The organism is Sedimentibacter hydroxybenzoicus DSM 7310 (assembly GCF_013403245.1).
Classification (GTDB): Bacteria; Bacillota; Clostridia; order Tissierellales; family Sedimentibacteraceae; genus Sedimentibacter; species Sedimentibacter hydroxybenzoicus.
The window spans coordinates 377,676-398,587 of the sequence record NZ_JACBNQ010000001.1; the positions used below are offsets into that span (position 1 = coordinate 377,676).

The window sequence follows — 20,912 nt, forward strand, 5'->3', positions numbered from 1 at the left end:
AATGCAATTATTGAACTAAGGGGAGAATCATTAATTATATTAACTATAAAGCAGGAGGAAGACTATGAGAGGATTTAAAATAAGGAGTATAAAGTTTAAATTGATTATTTACTTTACAATTTTGATTTTAGTGGCTACGGTAGTTTTAGGAATAATTACTTTAAACAGAGCTTCTGATATAATAACTAAGGAAGCTGAAAATGCTCTTTTGTTATTAGCTGAGGATTCATCTAAATTAACGGAAAGCAGAGTTGAGGTCCAACAAAAAACACTTGATATGATTTCATTGATTCCGGATATGAATACAATGGATTGGGAAAAGCAAAGACCTATATTGCAAAATGTATTGGGTAAAACCGATTTTTTAGCTATCGGGGTTGTGGATACCGGAGGAAACGTAAAGTATTCTGACGGAACGGTTAATCAATTAGGTGACAGAGAATACGTTAAAAAAGCATTAGCCGGAGAGCCGAATGTGTCTGACGTAATAATAAGCAGAGTAACAAATGAAGCTGTCTTAATGTATGCAACACCTATAGAAAGAAGTGGAAGAGTGGTAGGAGCGCTTATTGCAAGGAGAGACGGTAATACCTTAAGCGTAATTACCGACGATACGGGATATGGCGATAAAGGCTACGGTTATATGATTAACAGCAAAGGAGTAATAGTTGCCCATCCGGACAGGGAAAAAGTAATGAATCAATTTAATCCCGTTGAAGAATCTTTGAATGACAGCAGCCTTACATCACTGGCTGATTTGTTTAAAAAGGTTGCAGCCGAAAAAACGGGGATTAGTGATTATTCATTTGAAAGTAAGGATCTGTATGCCGGCTATTATCCTATAGAAGGCAGCGATTGGTTTTTTATTATAACTGCTGAAAAGGATGAAGTATTGTCCTCAATACCGGAGCTGGAAAGAATAATATACAGAATTCTGATTATTGTTTTAGCATTAAGTATTGTCTTAGTTTATATTATTGGCAGATCTATTGCCAATCCAATTGTTTTATCCGTACAGCATTCGAAAAAAATTGCTTCCTTGGATTTGAAACAGGATGTCCCGAAAAAATTTATGAAGCGAAAGGATGAGGTTGGAGATTTAGCCAATGCTCTGCAAGTTATAATAAACAGCTTAAAGGAAATTATAGCTGAAATCAGCAGTACTTCCGCGCAGGTTGCAGCTGCTTCGGAAGAATTGTCCTCTGCTTCGCAGCAGTCAGCCTCAGCTTCAGTTCAAATTTCACATACTATCGAGGAAATAGCCAAAGGAGCTGCCGATCAGGCTCAGCATACTCAGGAAGGCTCAATAAATGCAAATGAATTAGGACGCATAATGGAAGAAAATCATATGTACACGAAAAATCTCAGTGAACAGTCAAACAGTGTATCAAAAATTGTTTATGAAGGATTAACTGAAATAGAAGATTTGCATAAGATTACAGAAGAAAGTAATTCTGCTACTAATGAAGTCAGAAGCGTAATTATTCAAACAAATGAAAGCTCAATTAAGATAGGTCAGGCAAGCAATGTTATATCATCTATAGCTCAGCAAACCAATCTATTGGCGTTAAATGCGGCAATAGAAGCAGCTAGGGCGGGAAGTGCAGGTAAAGGATTCGCCGTTGTTGCCGAAGAAATTAAAAATTTAGCTCAGCAGTCATCATTATCGACAAAAGAAATAGACGGAATCGTAAGTGAGTTGCAGCATAATTCCGAAAATGCGGTTAAAACAATGGAGAGAGTTTCTGTTATAACAGATCAGCAATATAAGAGCGTGGGACAAAGTAAGGATAAATACACAATAATTGCGCAGTCTATGAAAGAAACCGAAAGGGTGGCAACTCAATTAAATGATGCAAGCGAAAAGATGGAGTCAATGAAAGATGAAATACTGTCAAGCATGGAAACTTTATCTGCAGTTGCCGAAGAAAATTCAGCAGCTACAGAACAAGCAACTGCAACTATAGGGGAACAGGCTGCATCAGCGGAAGAAATTTCATCTACAAGCCAAGAGTTGACAAATATGGCGCAGGATTTACAGAAATTAGTATCAAAATTTATAATTTAGTAAAAAATCCTAATATTAATAAAACCTCCTATGAATAGTAACATTTTCATAGGAGGTTTTGTTTTTTAGTATTTCCTGTTATTGCTATTAACCTTTTTTCGTGCTAAAATTGTGTGTAGAAGTTTTATTTAAGGGGAAGTTATATGAAAATTAAAATAATTACGGACTCATGCTGCGATTTATCTTATGATTATATTAAAGAAAATAAATTAGAAGTAATACCATTTCCATATTCAATCGACGGAAATGAATATGTAGATGATTTCGGAAAATCATTAAGCTACAGTGATTTCTATAATGAGCTCAGAAGCGGACGCATGCCTTCTACCTCTCAGATTAGCGTATATACCTTTGAGAAGATTTTTAAGCATTATGTTTCGGAAGGTTATTCGGTGATATATTTAGGCTTTTCTTCGGCATTGAGCCAGACTTTTAATAATTCAATAACTGCTCGGAATACCATTCAAGAAGAAATACCCGGAGCTGACATAACATTGATTGATACGAAAAGTGCGTCTGTCGGGCTTGGAGCAATTGTGTTTTATGCCAATGAGTTATTAAAGCAAGGTAAGACAAAGAATGAAATAATAAATTGGGTTGAAGAAAATAAGCTTAAATCAAATCACTGGTTTATAATCGATAGCTTAGATCATCTGAAGAGAGGCGGAAGAATATCAGCAGCAAGCGCAGCGGTGGGAACGATATTGGATGTAAAGCCTATTCTGAACCTTGATGATGAAGGCAGATTAAACGTGGTGCAAAAAGTCAGAGGCAGAAAAAAATCTATAAAAGCTTTACTGGATGTGCTTCAATACATAAAAGAACCACAGGAACAGACTTTGTTTATAAATCATGGTGATTGCATGAAGGAAGCGGAGCAGCTGAGAGAATTGGTTTTAAAAGAAGTTAATGTAAAGGATGTTGTTATTAACTATGTCGGTCCGATAATCGGCTCTCATACTGGACCCAATATGCTTTGCATGGTTTTTATGGGAGAGAAAAGGTAAATACATAGGGATTAGAACCTTATATAATGGGTATGTAAGTATAAAATATATCATGGGGGTTGATTTATGAGAGTAATAATTATAGGTGCTGTAGCAGCCGGTACTTCAGCTGCTACCGAAATCAGAAGAAATGACAAAAATGCAGAAATCATAGTATATGAGAAGGATAAATTTATCTCATATGCAGGATGCGGCATGCCTTTTTATATAAGTAATGAATTTAATGATTTTAACGGGTTGGTGCCCAGGGATGCCGGATTTTTTAAAACAAAAAGAAATATTGATATTTTAACAGAGCACGAGGTTTTATCCATCGATTCAAAAACAAAGACAGTAACAGTAAAAAACATTAAAGACGGTGAAGTATTTGAAGATAATTACGACAAGCTTGTAATTGCTACCGGAGCGACATCAAAAGTTCCTGAAATAAAAGGTACCGGCAGGAACCATGTGTTTCTTTTGAGAAATATAAATGATATGAATCGTATCAAAAGCTTCATAGAGAAAGAAGCGCCTCGAAAGGCGGTAATTATAGGAAGCGGCTTCATTGGTATGGAAATGTGCGAGGGATTTGTAAACCTCGGAATGGATGTAACTATTATTGCGAGGTCATCCTTATCAAAAGGTATAGATAAGGATATGTCTGTATTTATTGAAAGGTATTTAGAAGAAAAAGGAATAAAGGTTTATACAAATACAACCACGCAGGAAATAACTGAAAATGGCGTAATATTGGGAAATGGCAGCTTAGCAGAGGCAGATATCGTATTGCTGGCAGCAGGAATTAAGCCGAATACAGAGCTTGCTAAGCAAATAGGAGTTGAGCTTGGTATAAATGATTCAATAAAGGTTGATAAAAATATGAGAACGAATGTTGATGATGTATACAGCTGTGGTGATTGTATAGAGGTTTATAATACGATTACCGGAAAACCAATGTACAGACCTTTAGGCTCTACTGCCAATAAAACAGGAACAATTGCAGGAAGCAATATCACAGGAAGAAATGATGAGTTTATGGGTGTGTTGGGAACAGGGATTTACAGGATATTTGATATGACGGTGGGGCAAACGGGATTATCCGAGGAAGAAGCAAAGAAGCAAGGCTTTAATGTTGTTGTGACTATAGATGAAAAAATGAACAAACCGGAGTACTTGGGAGGAAGACCCATTATAATAAAAGCTGTGGCCGATAAAGATACAAATACATTGTTAGGAGCACAGGTCATAGGCTATGAAGGTGTTGATAAAAGATTAGATGTATTAGTTACAGCCATTACATTAAAAATAAAGCCGGAAAATTTGATTCATCTCGATCTTTCTTATTCGCCGCCTTACTCTATACCGAGAGACCCTGTTTATTATACCGGAATAAAACTTAGAGATGCACTTTCATAAAACTGAGTCCTCAGTCAACAAATTGAGGACTTTTATCGTATTATGATTGACATTTTATTGACAAGGCATTATCTTATAATGGGGGAGCACTAAGCTTAAATGTAATAACATTGAGTATGTCACTGATTATTATAGGAAAGGAGCTTAATATGATGACAGAATTTCAAAACATTATATCCAGTAATGATAACATCGTTTTTTTTGGAGGCGCAGGCGTTTCAACAGAAAGCGGAATTCCCGATTTCAGGAGTGTTGACGGTTTATATAATGAAAAATATAAATACCCTCCGGAAACAATAATTTCACATAGCTTTTTTATGAGACAGACTGAGGAATTTTACGATTTTTATTTAAATAAAATGATATTTTTAAATGCAAAACCTAACATGGCACATATCAAACTTGCGCAAATGGAATCTACAGGCAAACTTAAAGCCGTCATCACCCAAAACATTGACGGTTTACATCAAGCTGCAGGAAGTAAAAATGTTTTAGAATTACATGGGTCGGTTCATAGGAATTATTGTATGGAATGCGGCAAATTTTACAATGTAGATTATATAGTAAATTATATTGAAAATAACGGAGGTATCCCTAAGTGCACATGCAGCGGAATTATTAAACCGGATGTAGTGTTGTATGGAGAGGGTCTTGATGAAGAAGTAATAGAAAAATCCATTAGCTATATAAAAAGTGCGGATGTTCTTATTATCGGAGGAACATCGCTCGTTGTTTATCCTGCTGCAGGACTTATAAATTATTTCAATGGAAATAAATTAATATTGATTAATAAATCCTTTACATCAATGGACAGCATAGCTGACTTGGTCATAAATGATAGCATTGGTAAGGTTTTTAAAAATATAAAGCTTTAGAAATGGAGGATACTTATGAACATAATAATCAGGGAAAGAGTTATCGATGATGTAAATGAATTTTACGAATTTTTAAAAAAGCTGGAACGTGAAGCCAAGTTCATATTTTTTGAATGCGGAGAAAGAAAAGTAAACAAAAAAGTAATAGCACAAAACATAGAAAAAGCAATAAAAAATGGTGATATATGTTATGTTGTTACAGATAATAATAAGATAATAGGTTATGTTATTGCAATAAAAGGTCACTCCTCAAGCAATAATCATATAGCAACAATAATGTCAGGATTATTGAATGAATACAGTAATCAGGGAATTGGTTATTCGTTATACCAAAATGTTATTAAATGGGCAAATGAATGCAATATAAAGAAGCTTGAATTATCAGTAATTACCGACAATAAAGTAGCTATTTATTTATACAGAAAATTTGGATTTGAAATTGAAGGAACAAGAAAAATGGCTGCGCTGATTGACGGCAAATACTATGATGAGTATTATATGGCTAAAATATTATAAAAAACCCCGCCGGATTCATTTTATTGAAGGCGGGATTTTTTTTTACTTACAATATGGGCAACCGATACTAAATAGGAAGATTTGGGTCATCTGCTTTCACTTACAGCATAAGCGACTGACACCAAATCAGAGATTTGGGTCATCTGCTTAAACTTATGCAACAATTCCTCTGTTGCTGTCAAAGTTTTCATATTCTTTATTATCCATGATTTTCATTATTCTTTCAACCATTTCATATACATCCTCAAAAGAAGTATATAAAGCAATAGGTGCTAATCTGATGATGTTAGGAAATCTGAAATCCGGGACTATTTTATTTTCCTTCATTGCCTTTGTGATTCTTATTGCATCATCATGCTCTAAAGCAACGTGTCCTCCTCTTCTTTCGTCAATCGTAGGATTGGAGTAGCTGAATCCGTATTTTTTTAATTTTGTATCTATTAAATACATCAAATAAGCCGTCAGCGTTAAGGATTTCTTTCTTACATTGTTTATTCCGGCCTCTTCAAACAATTTTAAGCTTCCCTCTATGGGAGCCATGCTGAGAATAGATTGAGTTCCTGTCTGCCATCCTCCTGCATATCTGGCATGTTCAAATTCCTGATTTAAATCAAACTGAGTTTCCTTGTTATTACCCTGCCATCCTGCAAGTCCGGGTTCCATATCAAAATGCTTTTTATTTATATATAAGCCGGCAATTGATCCCGGTCCGCCGTTCAAATATTTATAAGTGCACCAAACAGCGAAGTCACAGTCAATATCCTTGAAATCGTGAGGCACGCTTCCTATTGAATGACATAAGTCAAAGCCGATATAAATACCCTTTTCGTGAGCAGCCTTTGTCAGTTTTTTCATATCAGGCAATTGAGAGCTTCTGTACAATGCTGAAGGTAACAGTACTAGGCATACGTCATCTGTCATAGCTTCTATTACATCATCCTCATATATGAAATTACCGTCTCTGCTTTTAACTACCTTCAGGCATTCATCCGGATTGTAACCGTGAAGCTTAATCTGGCTGTATACGGCATATTTATCTGTCGGAAAATTTATATCATCCATGATTATTTTATTTCTGCTTGCTGTCGGATGATAAAAGGTTGCAATTGCCTGGTGTATGTTTATTGTCGTACTTGCGCATAGGGTAACTTCTTCCGCATCCGCATTAATCAAAGGCGCCATCATTGAACCAAGCTTATCCTGGTATAAAAAGTAATTTGCATTTTCATCGGTCCAGATGTCAATACCGTAAGTTTTCCAATCTTCCAATGCTTTATAAACATACTTTTCAGCATCCTTTGAACATAATCCTAAAGAATTACCATCCATATAGAGTACATCTTTTCGGATATAAAATCTTTCCTTAAAATTTTTGAGTTCATCATTGAAATCCATTTGTCTGGCAAAATCTAAGCCATCATTAAAATTGTACATAACGCACCACCCTTATTTTTTTAACATTAAAATCAGTTTACAATGTTATGCAATTAATATATAATAAAGATAGCATATCTTTCTTAATATGTCAATACTATTTTACAAGGATATGCAAAAACTTTTGCGAGGAAGAATATGAACGATTTAACTAATGGCAGTAACGAAGAAATTGTTTTTAATATAAGTGATGTGGCAAAAATAGTAGGGGTTGTTCCTGCTACGGTCAGAAATTGGGAAAAAGCAGGATTGATTCAGCCAAAAAGAAAGGGCAACAATTACAGGGTGTATAATTTCAATGATATTGAGATACTGAAAAAAATAAAAGAATATGCCGATGAGAAAAATATGAGCTTATCATTAATTAAGCAGTTGTTGTCAAAGGATGTTTCATACAGTAAAGAAAAATCAGTATACGACAAGGAATTTTACCATGCTAAATTAAAAAAATACAGAGAAGATGAAGGCTATACCTTAGAAGAGGTAAGCGGTGCGGTTGGTATTTCTCCATCGTATTTAAGCCGTATAGAGAACGGAAAAACAGGTGTAACATATGAAATACTTGACAAGTTGGCAGCCTTTTACGGTGAGAGCACACTTAGGTTTTTTGATGTAAAAAACAACGAAGAAAGTGAAGTAATCAGAAAGGGTAAAGGAAAAATATTGTTAACAGGACTGCAGGGTGTTACAATAGAGTCATTAATTAATTCGGATAACGGCTCTATTGAATCGGTGAAATTTATTGTAAAACCGCATTGTGGTGACTTTAAATCTCACAACCATCACAGCGGTGAAGAATTTATACATGTATTAAAAGGAAAGCTTACAGTAACATTGGATAATACGACGGAATTTATAATAGAAGAAGGTGACAGCATTCATTTTAAATCAAACAGAATGCACAAATGGCACAATCCGTCTGATGATGTTGTTGAAATACTATGGGTACATTCGTACATAGGATGATGAAAAAGCCCCCGCGTCGTTGCCGTTCATCCGGTCAATCCTCACGTATGTCTAATACGCTGCGGTTGCCCGGCTTCCGGCGCCTTGCAGGATGAACTTTTTCAAAAGCCTGTTAAAAATCTATAGGAGGAAATAAATATGTTGGAAATTATTAAGAGCAGAAGGTCAATAAGAAAATTCAAAGAAGAAAAACTACCGAAGGAAATCATAGTAGAAATACTCAAAGCAGGACTGCTGGCACCTACCTCTAAAAATAAAAAACCGGTGGAATTTGTAGTGGTGGAAGACAAAGAAACTATAGTCAAATTAAAGGAATGTAAAAATAAAGGTGGAGATGGTCTGACTACGGCAGCATGTGCCATAGTTGTTGCTTGTGACTGTGATAAAAGCGATGTGTGGGTGGAAGATTCATCCATTGCTGCATCATATATGCAGCTGCAAATAGAAGAGCTTGGATTAGGCTCTGTCTGGATACAGATGAGGAAGAGATTTAATGATAATGGAGATGCTGAAAATCAAGTGCGGAACATTTTAAACATTCCTGACTGTTACGGAATTGTATGTATTTTGGCAATAGGCTATAAAAATGATGATATGAGACCATATGATGAAAATGACATTGATGTATCAAAGGTTCATTACGAAAAATATTAATCAACGGAGGGTTTATGAAAGTATTAATACTTAATTGCGGCAGTTCATCAATTAAATTTCAGATAGCTGATATGCCTGAATATGATGTTTTAGTAAGTGGAAGCGTTGAAAGAATAGGATATAATGATGCCGAATTCAAATACACAGTTAAAGAAAACAAACAAACCTTGGTTACTCCTGTTCTAAACCATGAGCAGGGTATTAATTTAATTCTTGAAACTATTTTTAATGATAAAGTTGCTGGGATAGGAACCGACGATATTAATGCCATAGGGCACAGGGTTGTTCAAGGCGGAGATAAACAAAACATATCAGTAATGGTTGATGATAATGTAATTAATTATATAGAAAGTATAAAGGATTTAGCACCTTTACATAATCCAAATCATTTAGCGGGAATTTATGCCTGTAAAAAGCTTCTTACCGGTGTGCCTCAGGTGGTTGCTTTTGATAATGGGTTTCATATGACTTTACCTCAATCAGCATATACCTATGGAATTCCTTATGAATATTATGAAAAATATCGTATAAGAAGATATGGCTTTCACGGTATAGCTTTCAGAAGCATGGCAGAAGAAGCTGAAAAAATATTGAATGCTTCATACAAAAATTATAAAATTGTTAACATGATGCTTGGAAGCGGTACAACGGCGAATGCTTTGAAATACGGAGAATCGGTAGAAGTATCAACAGGATTTACCCCACACGAAGGATTGATACAGTCAACAAGGGCAGGAGACATTGACGCTGCCGCAATACTTTATTTAATGAAAAAAGAGAACTTAACAATAGAACAGGCAGATGAAATAATTAATAAGAAAAGCGGGTGGAAAGGACTTTCCGGTATCAGCAATGATATGAGAGAAATTTATAATGCGGCTGAGAATGGAAACGATAGGGCAAGGCTTACTATAGATGCAGTTTGTCACAGGTTTAAAAAATATATCGGTGCATACAGTGCAATAATGGAAGGCATTGATGTTCTGATATTTTCGGGAGGAGTAGGGCAGAATGCAAGCTATATAAGAGAAAAAGTCTGCAGTGGATTAAATTATATGGGAATTGAAATTGATGCTGATAAAAACTCTGAATTAAAAGGAGCGGGAACTATCAGCTCTGATAATTCAAGAGTAAAAATAGCAGTTGTCGAAGCAAACGAAGAAAAAATAATTGCAGCCGATACATATAATTTGTGCAAGGAGTGATTTTATTGTCTATAAAAAATACTTTTATAGTTCCTCACCCACCATTGATTGTTCCGAAGGTCGGAAGAGGACAGGAAATAAAAATCGAAGAAACAGTAAAAGCTTATGATAAGATAGCCAAGAAAATAGCTGAATTAAGACCTGATACGATTGTTGTGGCTACTCCGCATTCAATCATGTACTCCGACTACATACATATATCACCGGGAAAGGGAGCAAAGGGTGATTTCGGAGAATTTGGCGAACCGGATGTTAAATATGAGGTAGATTATGATACGGAATTTGTGCATAAGCTATCGGAGCTGGCTGAACGGCAGGATATACCTGCGGGAACGTTGGGTGAAAGAAAAAAATCATTAGATCATGGCACTATGGTACCTTTATATTTCATCAACAAGCATTATACCGGCTATAAATTAGTACGTATAGGTATTTCAGGGCTGTCACCCATAGAACATTACGATTTTGGCAGATGCATTGCAGATGCGGCAGAGGAACTTAACAGGAATGTTGTTTTTATTGCAAGCGGTGATTTGTCTCACATGCTTAAAGATGAAGGACCCTACGGATATTCGGATGAGGGACCTGCATTTGATAAAGAAGTTACCGAAGCCATGAGCAATGGTGATTTTATGCGTTTTCTAACATTCGACGAAGAATTTTGCGAAGCCGCAGCCGAATGCGGACTACGTTCCTTCATAATGATGGCAGGAGCCCTGGATGGTAAGGCTGTTAACTCTCAGCTTTTGTCATACGAAGGCCCTTACGGTGTGGGCTATGCAGTCGCATCCTTTGAGGTTACTGGAAATGATGAAAACAGGTGCTTCGGTAAGCTATACAGTATGGAAGAGGAAAAATGGTTAAGACTGCTGAGGGAAAATGAAGATGAATACGTTCGTCTGGCAAGAAGCACACTTGAAAGCTTTGTGCTTTATAAGGATAAAATTAAACGACCGGATGATTTGCCGGCAGAAATGCTTGACAACAAAGCAGGTGTGTTCGTCTCACTGAAGATGGACGGACAGCTCAGAGGATGCATAGGAACTGTTTCTTCCACAACTGAATGCATAGCGGATGAAATCATACAAAATGCCATAAGTGCAGGCTTGGAGGACCCTCGATTCAATCCGGTGACAGTAAAAGAGCTGAAAAAAATACAATATTCGGTAGATGTTTTAAAGGATGCAGAACCAATCGAATCCATAGTCCGGCTCGATACAAAAAAATACGGTGTAATAGTAAGAAAGGGAAGAAGAAGCGGTCTGCTCTTACCAAATCTTGAAGGTGTGGATACTCCCGAAGAGCAGGTAGGCATCGCTTTAAAAAAGGCAGGAATCAAACCAGATGAAGATTATACCATGGAGAGGTTTGAAGTTGTAAGGCATAATTGAAGAAAAAAGTTTAACATTCTTAATTAGGGTATAATAAAGTTATACTTATTAACAACTTATTGGATATTAATGAGAAAGGAGATTTATACATGTCAGATTTATTTAGTTTAAAAGGAAAGGTTGCTCTTGTAACGGGAGCATCATCAGGGTTAGGTGTACAATTTGCGACAGCGCTTGCAAGAGAAGGTGCTGATGTTGCCATAGTTGCAAGGAGAGTGGAAAGGCTGAATGACGTAAAGTCTGAGCTGGAAAAGCTCGGAGTCAGAGTTCTTTCCGTTCAATGTGACGTAACGGATGTGGAGCAGGTGAAGAAAGCTGTTGAAAATGTTAAGGAGCACTTTGGGAGAATTGATATACTTGTCAATAACGCCGGAGTAGGATTTGCGGAGCCTGCCGAGCTGCAAACTGACGAACAATGGAATAAAATGATCGGACTCAACCTGAATGCTGTTTATTTCGTAGCCAGAGAAGTGGGTAAGATAATGGTTGAGCAAAAATACGGCAAAATAATAAACATAGGTTCAATTCACAGCACGGTTGCAATGAATGCCTTCCCCGTATCGGCATACATGACGGCAAAGGGCGGAGTTATGGCTATGAGCAAGGCACTGGCGGTTGAGTGGGCAAAATACAACATTACCGTAAATACAATAGGGCCTTCATATTTTGAGAGTGAGATGACATCGGCGATTGTATCCGACCCAACATTTGAGCCGGTATTAAAAGCTTATTGCCCCATGGGCAGAGTAGGTAAAAAAGGAGAGCTTGACGGAGCAGTAGTGTACTTTGCTTCCGATGCATCAAGCTTTACGACAGGTCAATACCTTGCGGTAGACGGAGGGTGGACAGCAATTTAGCGATAAATGTTAAAGAAAAAAAGCACCTAGGTGCTTTTTTTCTTTAACATTTATGCTATAATATAGTATAAGTAATAATCAGTTAATGGAGAATTCTAATTAAGGAGTGTGCCATGCCATATTCAAGTGAGGATGCAGTATTAGATTTAAAACAAGAGCTTCGTTATTTAAAGCTGCTGTCAAAACAATTCCCTACAATTGCTTCCGCATGTACGGAAATTATTAATTTGCAGGCAATATTAAATCTTCCTAAAAGCACAGAGCATTTTTTATCGGATATTCATGGGGAGTACGAATCATTTAACCATGTCCTGAGAAACGGCTCGGGAAATATAAAACGTAAAATTACCGAGGTTTTCGGAGATATAATGAGTGAAAAAGAAATTAAGTCTCTCGCAACGCTCATTTATTATCCGGAGCAAAAATTAGAAATCATTCATAAACAAGAAGAAAACATAGAAGAATGGTACAAGATTACTATTTACCGCCTTATTGAAGTCAGTAGAAAAGCAGCATTTAAATACACAAGGATGAAGGTAAGAAAAGCACTGCCTGCAGAATTTGCGTATATTATAGAAGAATTAATGCACAGAGGACCTGAAGAGTATGACAAGGAAGAATATTACAGCGAAATTATTAATTCAATTATAAGGGTTGGCAGAGCCGATGAATTTATAATTGCTATGTCAAAGCTTATTCAAAGGCTGGTTATAGACAGATTACATATTGTAGGAGATATATTTGACAGGGGACCCGGTGCGGAAAAGGTAATGGAGACGCTTTTGAATTATCACTCTGTGGATATCCAATGGGGAAATCATGATGTATTGTGGATGGCAGCTGCTGCCGGAAGCGAAGCAAGCATTGCCACAGTAATCAGAATTTGCACAAGGTATGCGAATTTAGATACGATCGAGGATGGATACGGCATCAATATGCTGCCTCTTGCGACCTTTGCCTTAGAATTTTACGGTGATGACGAGTGCGTACAGTTTAAACCAAAATTAGAAAACGGCATAGTCTGTACGGACAATGATTTAAAGCTTATAGCTAAAATGCATAAGGCAATTTCTGTTATACAATTTAAGCTGGAAGGGGAAATCATCAAAAGAAGACCTCATTTCTGCATGGAAGACAGGCTGATTTTAGAAAAAATAAATTACGATGAGGGTACAATTGAATTAAGCGGAAAGATATATAAGCTTAATGATACAAATTTTCCAACCGTTGACCCTATGAGTCCTTATAAACTGACTAAAGAGGAAAGGGATTTAATCGATAAATTAAAGTTTTCATTTTTAAACAGTGAAAAGCTGCAGAAGCATATCAGGTTTTTGTTGTCAAACGGAAGTATGTATTTGAAATTCAATTCAAATCTTTTGTATCACGGATGCATTCCCGTTAATGAGGATGGAACGTTCAAGAAGGTTAAAATCGGATCTTCAGGAAAATGCTATAGCGGAAAAGCGTATTTTGACCGGCTTGATACCTTGGTGAGGGAAGGATATTTCCATGAAAATAATCCTGAAGCAAAGCTGTACGGGATGGATATAACTTGGTATTTGTGGACGGGTCCCGATTCTCCGTTATTTGGCAAGGATAAAATGACTACCTTCGAAAGATATTTTATCGATGACAAAGAAACTCATAAAGAAAAGAAAAGTCATTATTTTAAATTAGAAGAAAGTGAAAAAATGTGCCGGATAATATTTGAAGAATTCGGATTGAATCCTGACACCTCACATATTATAAACGGTCATGTACCCGTTAAAAGCAAAAGCGGTGAAAGTCCCATAAAAGCAAACGGAAAGCTTATAGTTATAGATGGCGGCTTTTCAAAGGCTTACCAGGGTACAACGGGTATAGCAGGATATACCCTGACATATAATTCTTACGGCTTGCTATTGGTCTCTCACGATCCTTTTGAATCCACACAAAAAGCCATTGAGGAAGAAAAGGATATCCATTCCACAACGATGGTGCTTGAAAAGGAATTAGAAAGAAAAAGAGTGAGAGATACGGATAACGGCAAGGAGATAACCGAACAAATAAAAGATTTGGAAATGCTTTTGGATGCATACAGAATAGGCTTAATTAAAGAACAGTAAGTTTAATCATAAAGACATTTCATCAATCATACCATTTATAGAAGGTTGGTGATGAAATGTCTTCTTTTTATTCGAGTATTGTGCAAAATTTTTTGATAAGCTTCGGGGTTGTAATCGGTGCCAGTTTGTTTTCGGGAATTGGTGCTATAATAACCAATCATCCTCCTTATAAAATTATGATGCAGGTTGCAAGCTCAATTAAAATCTGGGCAATAGCGGCATCCTTAGGAGGTACATTTTCTTCCTTTGCGGTTATAGAAAAAGGTATTTTTGACGGTGAAATAAAAACCTTGGCAAAACAAGCCCTTTATATATTGATATCTTTGTCGGGAGCAAATATTGGATATGAATTTATAAGATTGCTGCAAAGGTGTGGTTACATATGGGGAAGGTAGGTACAGGATATAAGTTCTTTATATGCTTTTTAACGGGTATGCTGTGGGGCGTGATAATAGGAGCAGTAGGAATCAGTGCAATTATAAGCTATAGGATGGATGGTTTTTATGAAGAAATTGCTTATCTGGAAAATACAATAACAGATAAGGATAAAAAGCTTGAGAAATTGGAAAACTCCATTAATCAATCAAGCATTGTTTTGAAGGATATTATTATTGATTTGGATTTTTCAAGCTTCAGCATGGAGCAAATAGATAAGATAGACAGCATTTCCATAGAAAAGGCAATTAAGGAGAAATTTACATCATTATTGGGAAAGGAAGTAAAGAATCTGGATGCAGATATATTGATGCAGGTAATCGACAAGAGAATTTTAAAATTTGATGCAGCAGAATATCAGCTGACAGTAAGTAAATTAATATTATCCGATGTATTGAAATTATGGGTTAAGGTTTCCGTAACGGAAGTGCATTACCCCTATTGAGTTTACGTTTCTGTTGCAATTTAATAAATAATAAAAGTAATTTTAATTTTAAATTTTAGTGTCATGCAAATTATAAAAGCTTTGGAAAATTTAAATCAGTATCAAAAAAACCGTTCAGGTTAAAATATAAATAACTTAAAAAATAAATCGGCAAGAAAAGCGGCAACACACATAAGTAACACGAGGCAACAACACATATCATTGCTGATAGGGAGATTTATATGGCAGACAATTAGACATACGTGAGGATTGACCGGATGAACGGCAACGATGCAGGGGAGTCTTTTTCAGCAGCCTGAACGGCAGTAATCTGCCGTTTTTTTCATTGCGCTTATGTTGACGAAAAAACAATTGACGTTTATAATTAAACTAATATGTCTTAAATCAGGATAGAGACTTATGGATTTTTTAAAGCTTTAAAACAATATTTCCACCAAGCTTGATTGTTCACAATAAATATGGAGGAATGGTAATGGAAGAGTTTTATTATAATTCTCAGGATGGCAGAACCAAGATACGTGCTTTGAAGTGGGTTCCCGAAACGGAAATAAAAGCTGTTCTTCAAATTTCTCACGGCATGCTGGAGCACATGGAGAGGTATGATGAATTTGCATGCTATATGGCTGATAATGGCGTATTGGTAATTGGCAATGATCATTTAGGACACGGAAGCTCTGTTAATAATGAAGAAGACAGGGGGTTCTTCAGTGATATGGACGGATACAATGCGTTGATTGAGGACATGCATAGCTTAATGACGAAAACCAAAGAGAAATATCAAGATGTCCCGTATTTTTTGCTTGGACATAGCATGGGCTCATTTTTAACGAGATATTTTATTACCGTCTACGGAGAAAAAACAGATGGTGCAATAATAATGGGAACCGGACAGCAGTCAAATGGATTAATCAAATTTGGTCTGTTTTTAACCGGAGCCATGGCAAAAATGAAAGGGTGGAATTATAGGAGCAGATTTGTAAACTACCTTGTATTAGGTTCAAATAACAATGAATTTAAACCGACAAGAACGAAATGTGATTGGTTGACAAGGGATGATAAAATCGTAGATGAATATTTGGCTGATAAAAGAATAAATTTTATATTTACATTAAACGGTTTTAATAATTTATTTAAGATTATGATGAAAATGAATGAAAAAGAAAGATTAAGCAATATACCTGAAGATATTTCGATATTTTTTGTTTCCGGAAAGAAGGATCCCGTAGGAGATTTTGGAAAAGGTGTAAATAAATCTTATCAAATATTTAAAGCTTTGGGAATGAAAAATGTATCGATTAAATTATATGAAGAGTACAGGCATGAAATCCTGAATGAATTAGACAGGGAGCAGGTATATGAAGATATATTGAGCTGGATAGAGATAGTTAAAGATAATTGCATAAGATAAATGTTTTATCAATTGCTATGAATAAACGTAAATCTGCCGCTATGTCATTCCGAACGCAAGTGAAGAATTTCATCTTTTCTTAGTTTAGGATGATTTTTTTGTGAAATAAAATTTATATTATCTAATAAATATTACATATACTTAACATTAAAAATTAATAATATATGGTAGAAAAATGTCGAAAATCTTGCAAAAATCAACAGTTGCATAGGATAGTAACGATACATAATCTAAGAGCTAACAGAGTCGAGTAAAGTATATTAAAAGGTTAAAAAAATATCATAATCGCCAAATAATTGGTATAATTCGGTAAAATCGCACATTGCTATTTTCAGGAGAGAAGAATATAATGTTATAAAAACGTTTGGACGAGCGTTTTTAGTCATTATATTATATTATGGAGGAAAAAATGGAAGCAATTGCGAACTTAGTATCAACTATTGATGGATGGCTCTGGGGTTGGCCACTGATAATCCTGCTATTTGGAACTCATGTATTCTTAACTTTCCGTCTTAAATTTATTCAAAGACACATCGGCAAGGCAATCAAATTGTCAGTTACCAAGGATGATTTTGCAACAGGCGATGTGAGTCAGTTCAGTGCTCTTGCAACTGCTTTGGCAGCAACAATAGGTACAGGTAACATAGTTGGTGTTGCAACGGCTATTGCGTTAGGTGGACCCGGTGCGGTTTTCTGGTGCTGGATGACAGGTGTTTTCGGTATTTCAACAAAATATGCAGAATCACTTCTTGCAGTAAAATACAGAGTTAAAACTGCTGACGGTACTATGGCAGGCGGACCTATGTATGTATTAGAGTATGGTATGAAAAATAAACCGTTAGCATATTCCTTTGCGTTTTTCGGCAGTGTTGCAGCATTTGGTATCGGTAATACAGTTCAGGCAAATTCAATTTCCAATATGATGTTTAATCAATTTGATTTGTCACCTCATATTACAGGTATTGCATTAGCTGTATTGACAGGTATAGTAATAATCGGTGGTGTTAAGAGAATAGCGAGCGTATGCGATAAGCTTGTTCCTTTCATGGCAGTATTTTATGTTATAGGTTGTACTATTATATTAGTTATGACTGCTAAAACTATTCCGGCTACAATCGGATTAATTGTTTCTAACGCATTTACAGGAACTGCGGCAACAGGCGGATTTGCAGGATCAACAATCATGCTGGCAGCAAGATTCGGAGTCGCGAGGGGGCTGTTCTCTAATGAGTCCGGTTTAGGTAGTGCTCCTATAGTTGCAGCTGCAGCCCAAACAAGAAACCCAGTTCGTCAGGCTCTCGTTGCATCTTCGGGTACATTCTGGGATACGGTTATAGTTTGTGCTATAACAGGTATTACAATTGTTAACTCAGGAGTATGGAACTCAGGACTTAACGGCGGAGATTTAACTAATGCGGCATTTACACACATTCCTGTGGTTGGACCTATAGTTCTTACAATCGGTTTGTTAACATTCGTATTCTCAACTATTCTTGGCTGGTCATACTACGGTGAAAAATGCTTTGAATACTTATTCCATTCAAAGAAAGCAATATTGCCTTATAGAATCGCTTATACAATAGCGGTATACTTCGGAGCGGTTATGTCATTATCGTTCGTATGGGATTTGGCAGATCTGTTCAACGGATTGATGGCTATTCCAAACTTAATTTCATTGTTAGCACTATCGGGAGTCTTAGTAAAAGAAACAAAAGAATATTTGTGGGATGATAATCTCGATAAGATAAACGAAGAGGAGACAGTGGTATTAAACAGATAATCAACTTAATGTTTTAAATAAAGCCGTGCTTTGCTTTGCAGCACGGCTTTATTTATGACCTAACTTAATTTGTTCAACTGTTAGAGCAAAGAAATTTATATTGTAATTCTAACATTTTTGCTGCATAATATGAGTTATAGAGCAATTGAAAGGAAAATGCATGTTAACAAAAAAGAATATAAAAAACGGTGATGAGCTGTCCATACTTGGATTTGGATGTATGAGGCTGCCATCAGATGAAGATGCAGCAATAAAACTGATAAGGGATGCAATAGAAAAGGGTGTAAATTATTTTGATACGGCATACATTTATAAAGCCGGCAGAAATGAAGTAGTGCTTGGAAATGCACTTTCCAGTGGTTATAGGGAAAAAGTTAAAATAGCAACAAAGCTTCCCCCTTATATGGTAAATAGCTTGGATGCAGCGAAAAGAATATTCGCAACGCAGTTATCAAGATTACAAACAAGCTATATTGATTATTACCTGATACATATGCTGACTGATAAGCCCATGTTTGATAAAATGGTCAGTCTTGGTGTGATGGAATGGCTGGAGGAAGAAAAAGAAAAAGGAACCGTAAAAAATATTGGGTTTTCTTTTCATGGCAGCAAGCAGGATTTTGAATTGATTATTAAAGCATATCCCTGGGAATTCTGTCAGATACAATATAATTATTTAGATGAAAACAATCAGGCAACAAAGTCCGGCTTGAATCTGGCACATGCAATGGGCATTCCGGTAATTGTTATGGAGCCGCTAAGGGGTGGCAGGCTAGTAAATAATTTGCCGGATAAGGTTTTAGAAAGATTTAATTGCTACGATAAAGAAAGATCGGCCGCCGAATGGGCACTGAGGTGGATTTGGAATCATAAAGAAGTCAACGTGATTTTATCAGGAATGAATAGCTTTGAACAATTAAATGAAAATATAAAGATAGCAAATGATGCAAGACCGGATTCGTTGTCTGATGATGAGCTTAAAATTTTTGATGAAGTTAAGGACATTATAATAAATAGAACCAAGGTTTCGTGCACAGGCTGCGGGTATTGCATGCCTTGTCCTTACGGTGTCAACATACCCGGATGCTTTTCAAGCATAAATGATAAATATTTGCTGCAGGATAAGAATTCAAAGTGGAAGTATATTCAGACATTGGGGGGATTTTCTGCCGAACCGGCATTTGCATCAAACTGTAAAGAGTGCGGTAAATGTGAAAAGCATTGTCCTCAAAATATTGAAATAAGGAAAGAATTAAAAACAGTAAAAAAGGAAATGGAAGGAGCATTTTTTAAACCTGCTGTAACAATTGCAAGAAAAATTTTAAGGATAAAATAGTAAAAGGGAAGTGCTTCAATAAGAAGAACTTCCCTTTTTGGTAGTGCTTTCACTTACAGGATAAGCGACTGACACCAAATTAAAATTTGGGTTGTCTGCTTTCGCTTACAGCATAAGCGACTGACACCAAATCAAAGATTTGGGTCATCTGCTTAATTTGTGAACATTTGTGTCCAGTATGGAGTTCCGTTGGAATTTGTAACGTAACCTACACCGATTTTACCGAAATCAGGTGATAAAATATTAGATTTATGACTTTCTGAATTCATCCATGCAGTTACTACCGCTTCCGGACTTCTTTGACCTGTGGCAATATTTTCTCCCCATGCGGACCAGTTAATTCCTTGGTTTCTCATCATATCGCCGGCACTGCCGTATCTTGAAGATTGGTGAGCAAAATAGTTATTGTCTGCCATATCTTTTGACTTTAATCTTGCAACGTTAGAAATAGATCTATCAAATGTAAGAGGTTGTAATCCATTCTTTTGTCTTTCTGCATTTACTAATTGAGCGACTCTTTCTTCATAGCTCGTGTTTGAAGAGGCAGGTGCACTTGCAGTTTCCGCATTTTGCTGTGGCTGTGCGTAGTTTGTCTCTGTTTGTGGTGTTGTACGAGTTGTTCTCGCAGTATTGTCAGATCTTGAAGTCTGTGCAGGCTGAACCTCTTCCTGAGTGTTATAATCTCTTGCAGGCTGAGTGTAATTCGTATTAAATGAATTAAAGAAATTATAAAAACCATTAAAATTGTTAAATCCTGTATTCATATCTGCTGCAAAAGCAGTTGTTGTAGATAACGCTAATATAGCTGCTAAAGCTAATGAAATAATTTTGTTTTTCATAAAACATATTCTCCTTTTGTTTTAAATTTAAAAAAAATACCCCTTACGTTAACGAAAGTAGAATTTTACGTCATTCTTGTTTCGTTGTGTATGAAGTATAGCATATACAGTTATCAAATGTAACCCTCAATTATTTGCTGTGCTGGAAAATGTGACATAATTATTACACGATTATGAAATACAATTAATA

The 20,912-nt window shown here is 36.1% G+C and carries 18 protein-coding genes; 16 read left to right on the forward strand and 2 right to left on the reverse strand.

All coding sequences use genetic code 11. From position 1 onward, the window contains the following. Positions 1 to 64 precede the first annotated feature (64 nt). The 5 genes from HZF24_RS01820 (at position 65) to HZF24_RS01840 (ending at position 5,864) form a co-directional block, all read left to right on the forward strand. A complete protein-coding gene (locus tag HZF24_RS01820; RefSeq protein ID WP_218835234.1) occupies positions 65 to 2,068 on the forward strand; it encodes a methyl-accepting chemotaxis protein in 2,004 nt (667 codons plus the stop codon). A 143-nt stretch (positions 2,069 to 2,211) separates the two neighbouring features. Next, complete coding sequence (locus HZF24_RS01825) at positions 2,212 to 3,075, forward strand: DegV family protein (protein WP_179236546.1); 864 nt, start codon at positions 2,212 to 2,214, stop codon at positions 3,073 to 3,075. Positions 3,076 to 3,141: 66 nt separating this feature from the next. Beyond that, a complete protein-coding gene (locus tag HZF24_RS01830; RefSeq protein WP_179236547.1) occupies positions 3,142 to 4,473 on the forward strand; it encodes an FAD-dependent oxidoreductase in 1,332 nt (443 codons plus the stop codon). Positions 4,474 to 4,622: 149 nt separating this feature from the next. Beyond that, positions 4,623 to 5,348 carry an NAD-dependent protein deacylase gene (locus HZF24_RS01835; protein ID WP_179236691.1) on the forward strand — a complete coding sequence of 242 codons (726 nt, stop codon included), beginning with the start codon at positions 4,623 to 4,625 and terminating at the stop codon, positions 5,346 to 5,348. A 15-nt stretch (positions 5,349 to 5,363) separates the two neighbouring features. Next, the gene (locus HZF24_RS01840) at positions 5,364 to 5,864 is read left to right on the forward strand and encodes a GNAT family N-acetyltransferase (protein WP_179236548.1); all 501 of its coding nucleotides are present in this window, start codon (positions 5,364 to 5,366) and stop codon (positions 5,862 to 5,864) included. A 153-nt stretch (positions 5,865 to 6,017) separates the two neighbouring features. On the opposite strand, the gene kynU is transcribed toward HZF24_RS01840, so the two are convergent. After that, the gene (gene kynU / locus HZF24_RS01845; RefSeq protein WP_179236549.1) at positions 6,018 to 7,298 is read right to left on the reverse strand and encodes a kynureninase; all 1,281 of its coding nucleotides are present in this window, start codon (positions 7,296 to 7,298) and stop codon (positions 6,018 to 6,020) included. 138 nt (positions 7,299 to 7,436) lie between these two features. Here kynU and HZF24_RS01850 point away from each other — a divergent pair, with 138 nt between their 5' ends. From HZF24_RS01850 to HZF24_RS01900, 11 genes are all read left to right on the forward strand, one after another. Continuing rightward, positions 7,437 to 8,264, forward strand: coding sequence for a helix-turn-helix domain-containing protein (locus tag HZF24_RS01850; protein ID WP_179236550.1), 828 nt, complete (start codon positions 7,437 to 7,439; stop codon positions 8,262 to 8,264). Positions 8,265 to 8,402: 138 nt separating this feature from the next. Then, positions 8,403 to 8,918, forward strand: a complete 516-nt coding sequence (locus HZF24_RS01855) for a nitroreductase family protein (RefSeq protein WP_179236551.1) — start codon at positions 8,403 to 8,405, stop codon at positions 8,916 to 8,918. 14 nt (positions 8,919 to 8,932) lie between these two features. Then, the gene (locus tag HZF24_RS01860) at positions 8,933 to 10,123 is read left to right on the forward strand and encodes an acetate/propionate family kinase (protein WP_179236552.1); all 1,191 of its coding nucleotides are present in this window, start codon (positions 8,933 to 8,935) and stop codon (positions 10,121 to 10,123) included. 5 nt (positions 10,124 to 10,128) lie between these two features. Further along, complete coding sequence (gene amrA / locus HZF24_RS01865; protein WP_179236553.1) at positions 10,129 to 11,514, forward strand: AmmeMemoRadiSam system protein A; 1,386 nt, start codon at positions 10,129 to 10,131, stop codon at positions 11,512 to 11,514. An 89-nt stretch (positions 11,515 to 11,603) separates the two neighbouring features. Further along, positions 11,604 to 12,371, forward strand: a complete 768-nt coding sequence (locus HZF24_RS01870) for an SDR family oxidoreductase (RefSeq protein ID WP_179236554.1) — start codon at positions 11,604 to 11,606, stop codon at positions 12,369 to 12,371. A 113-nt stretch (positions 12,372 to 12,484) separates the two neighbouring features. Then, on the forward strand, positions 12,485 to 14,479 hold the full coding sequence (locus HZF24_RS01875; RefSeq protein ID WP_179236555.1) for a fructose-1,6-bisphosphatase: 1,995 nt from the start codon (positions 12,485 to 12,487) through the stop codon (positions 14,477 to 14,479). 56 nt (positions 14,480 to 14,535) lie between these two features. Further along, a complete protein-coding gene (locus HZF24_RS01880) occupies positions 14,536 to 14,874 on the forward strand; it encodes a YtrH family sporulation protein (RefSeq protein ID WP_179236556.1) in 339 nt (112 codons plus the stop codon). Beyond that, entirely contained in the window at positions 14,862 to 15,359 is a 498-nt protein-coding gene (locus HZF24_RS01885; RefSeq protein WP_179236557.1) for a hypothetical protein, read from the forward strand. Before HZF24_RS01880 ends, HZF24_RS01885 begins: the two co-directional genes overlap by 13 nt. Before the next feature lie 472 nt (positions 15,360 to 15,831). Beyond that, positions 15,832 to 16,767 carry an alpha/beta fold hydrolase gene (locus HZF24_RS01890; protein ID WP_246345907.1) on the forward strand — a complete coding sequence of 312 codons (936 nt, stop codon included), beginning with the start codon at positions 15,832 to 15,834 and terminating at the stop codon, positions 16,765 to 16,767. Between the two features lie 409 nt (positions 16,768 to 17,176). After that, positions 17,177 to 18,547: an alanine/glycine:cation symporter family protein gene (locus HZF24_RS01895; RefSeq protein ID WP_179236559.1), complete on the forward strand. Its 1,371-nt coding sequence runs from the start codon at positions 17,177 to 17,179 to the stop codon at positions 18,545 to 18,547. 160 nt (positions 18,548 to 18,707) lie between these two features. Further along, positions 18,708 to 19,883: an aldo/keto reductase gene (locus HZF24_RS01900; protein WP_179236560.1), complete on the forward strand. Its 1,176-nt coding sequence runs from the start codon at positions 18,708 to 18,710 to the stop codon at positions 19,881 to 19,883. A gap of 152 nt (positions 19,884 to 20,035) precedes the next feature. Here HZF24_RS01900 and HZF24_RS01905 read toward each other — a convergent pair whose 3' ends face one another. Further along, entirely contained in the window at positions 20,036 to 20,722 is a 687-nt protein-coding gene (locus HZF24_RS01905) for a CAP domain-containing protein (protein WP_246345908.1), read from the reverse strand. Between the last annotated feature and the right edge of the window lie 190 nt (positions 20,723 to 20,912).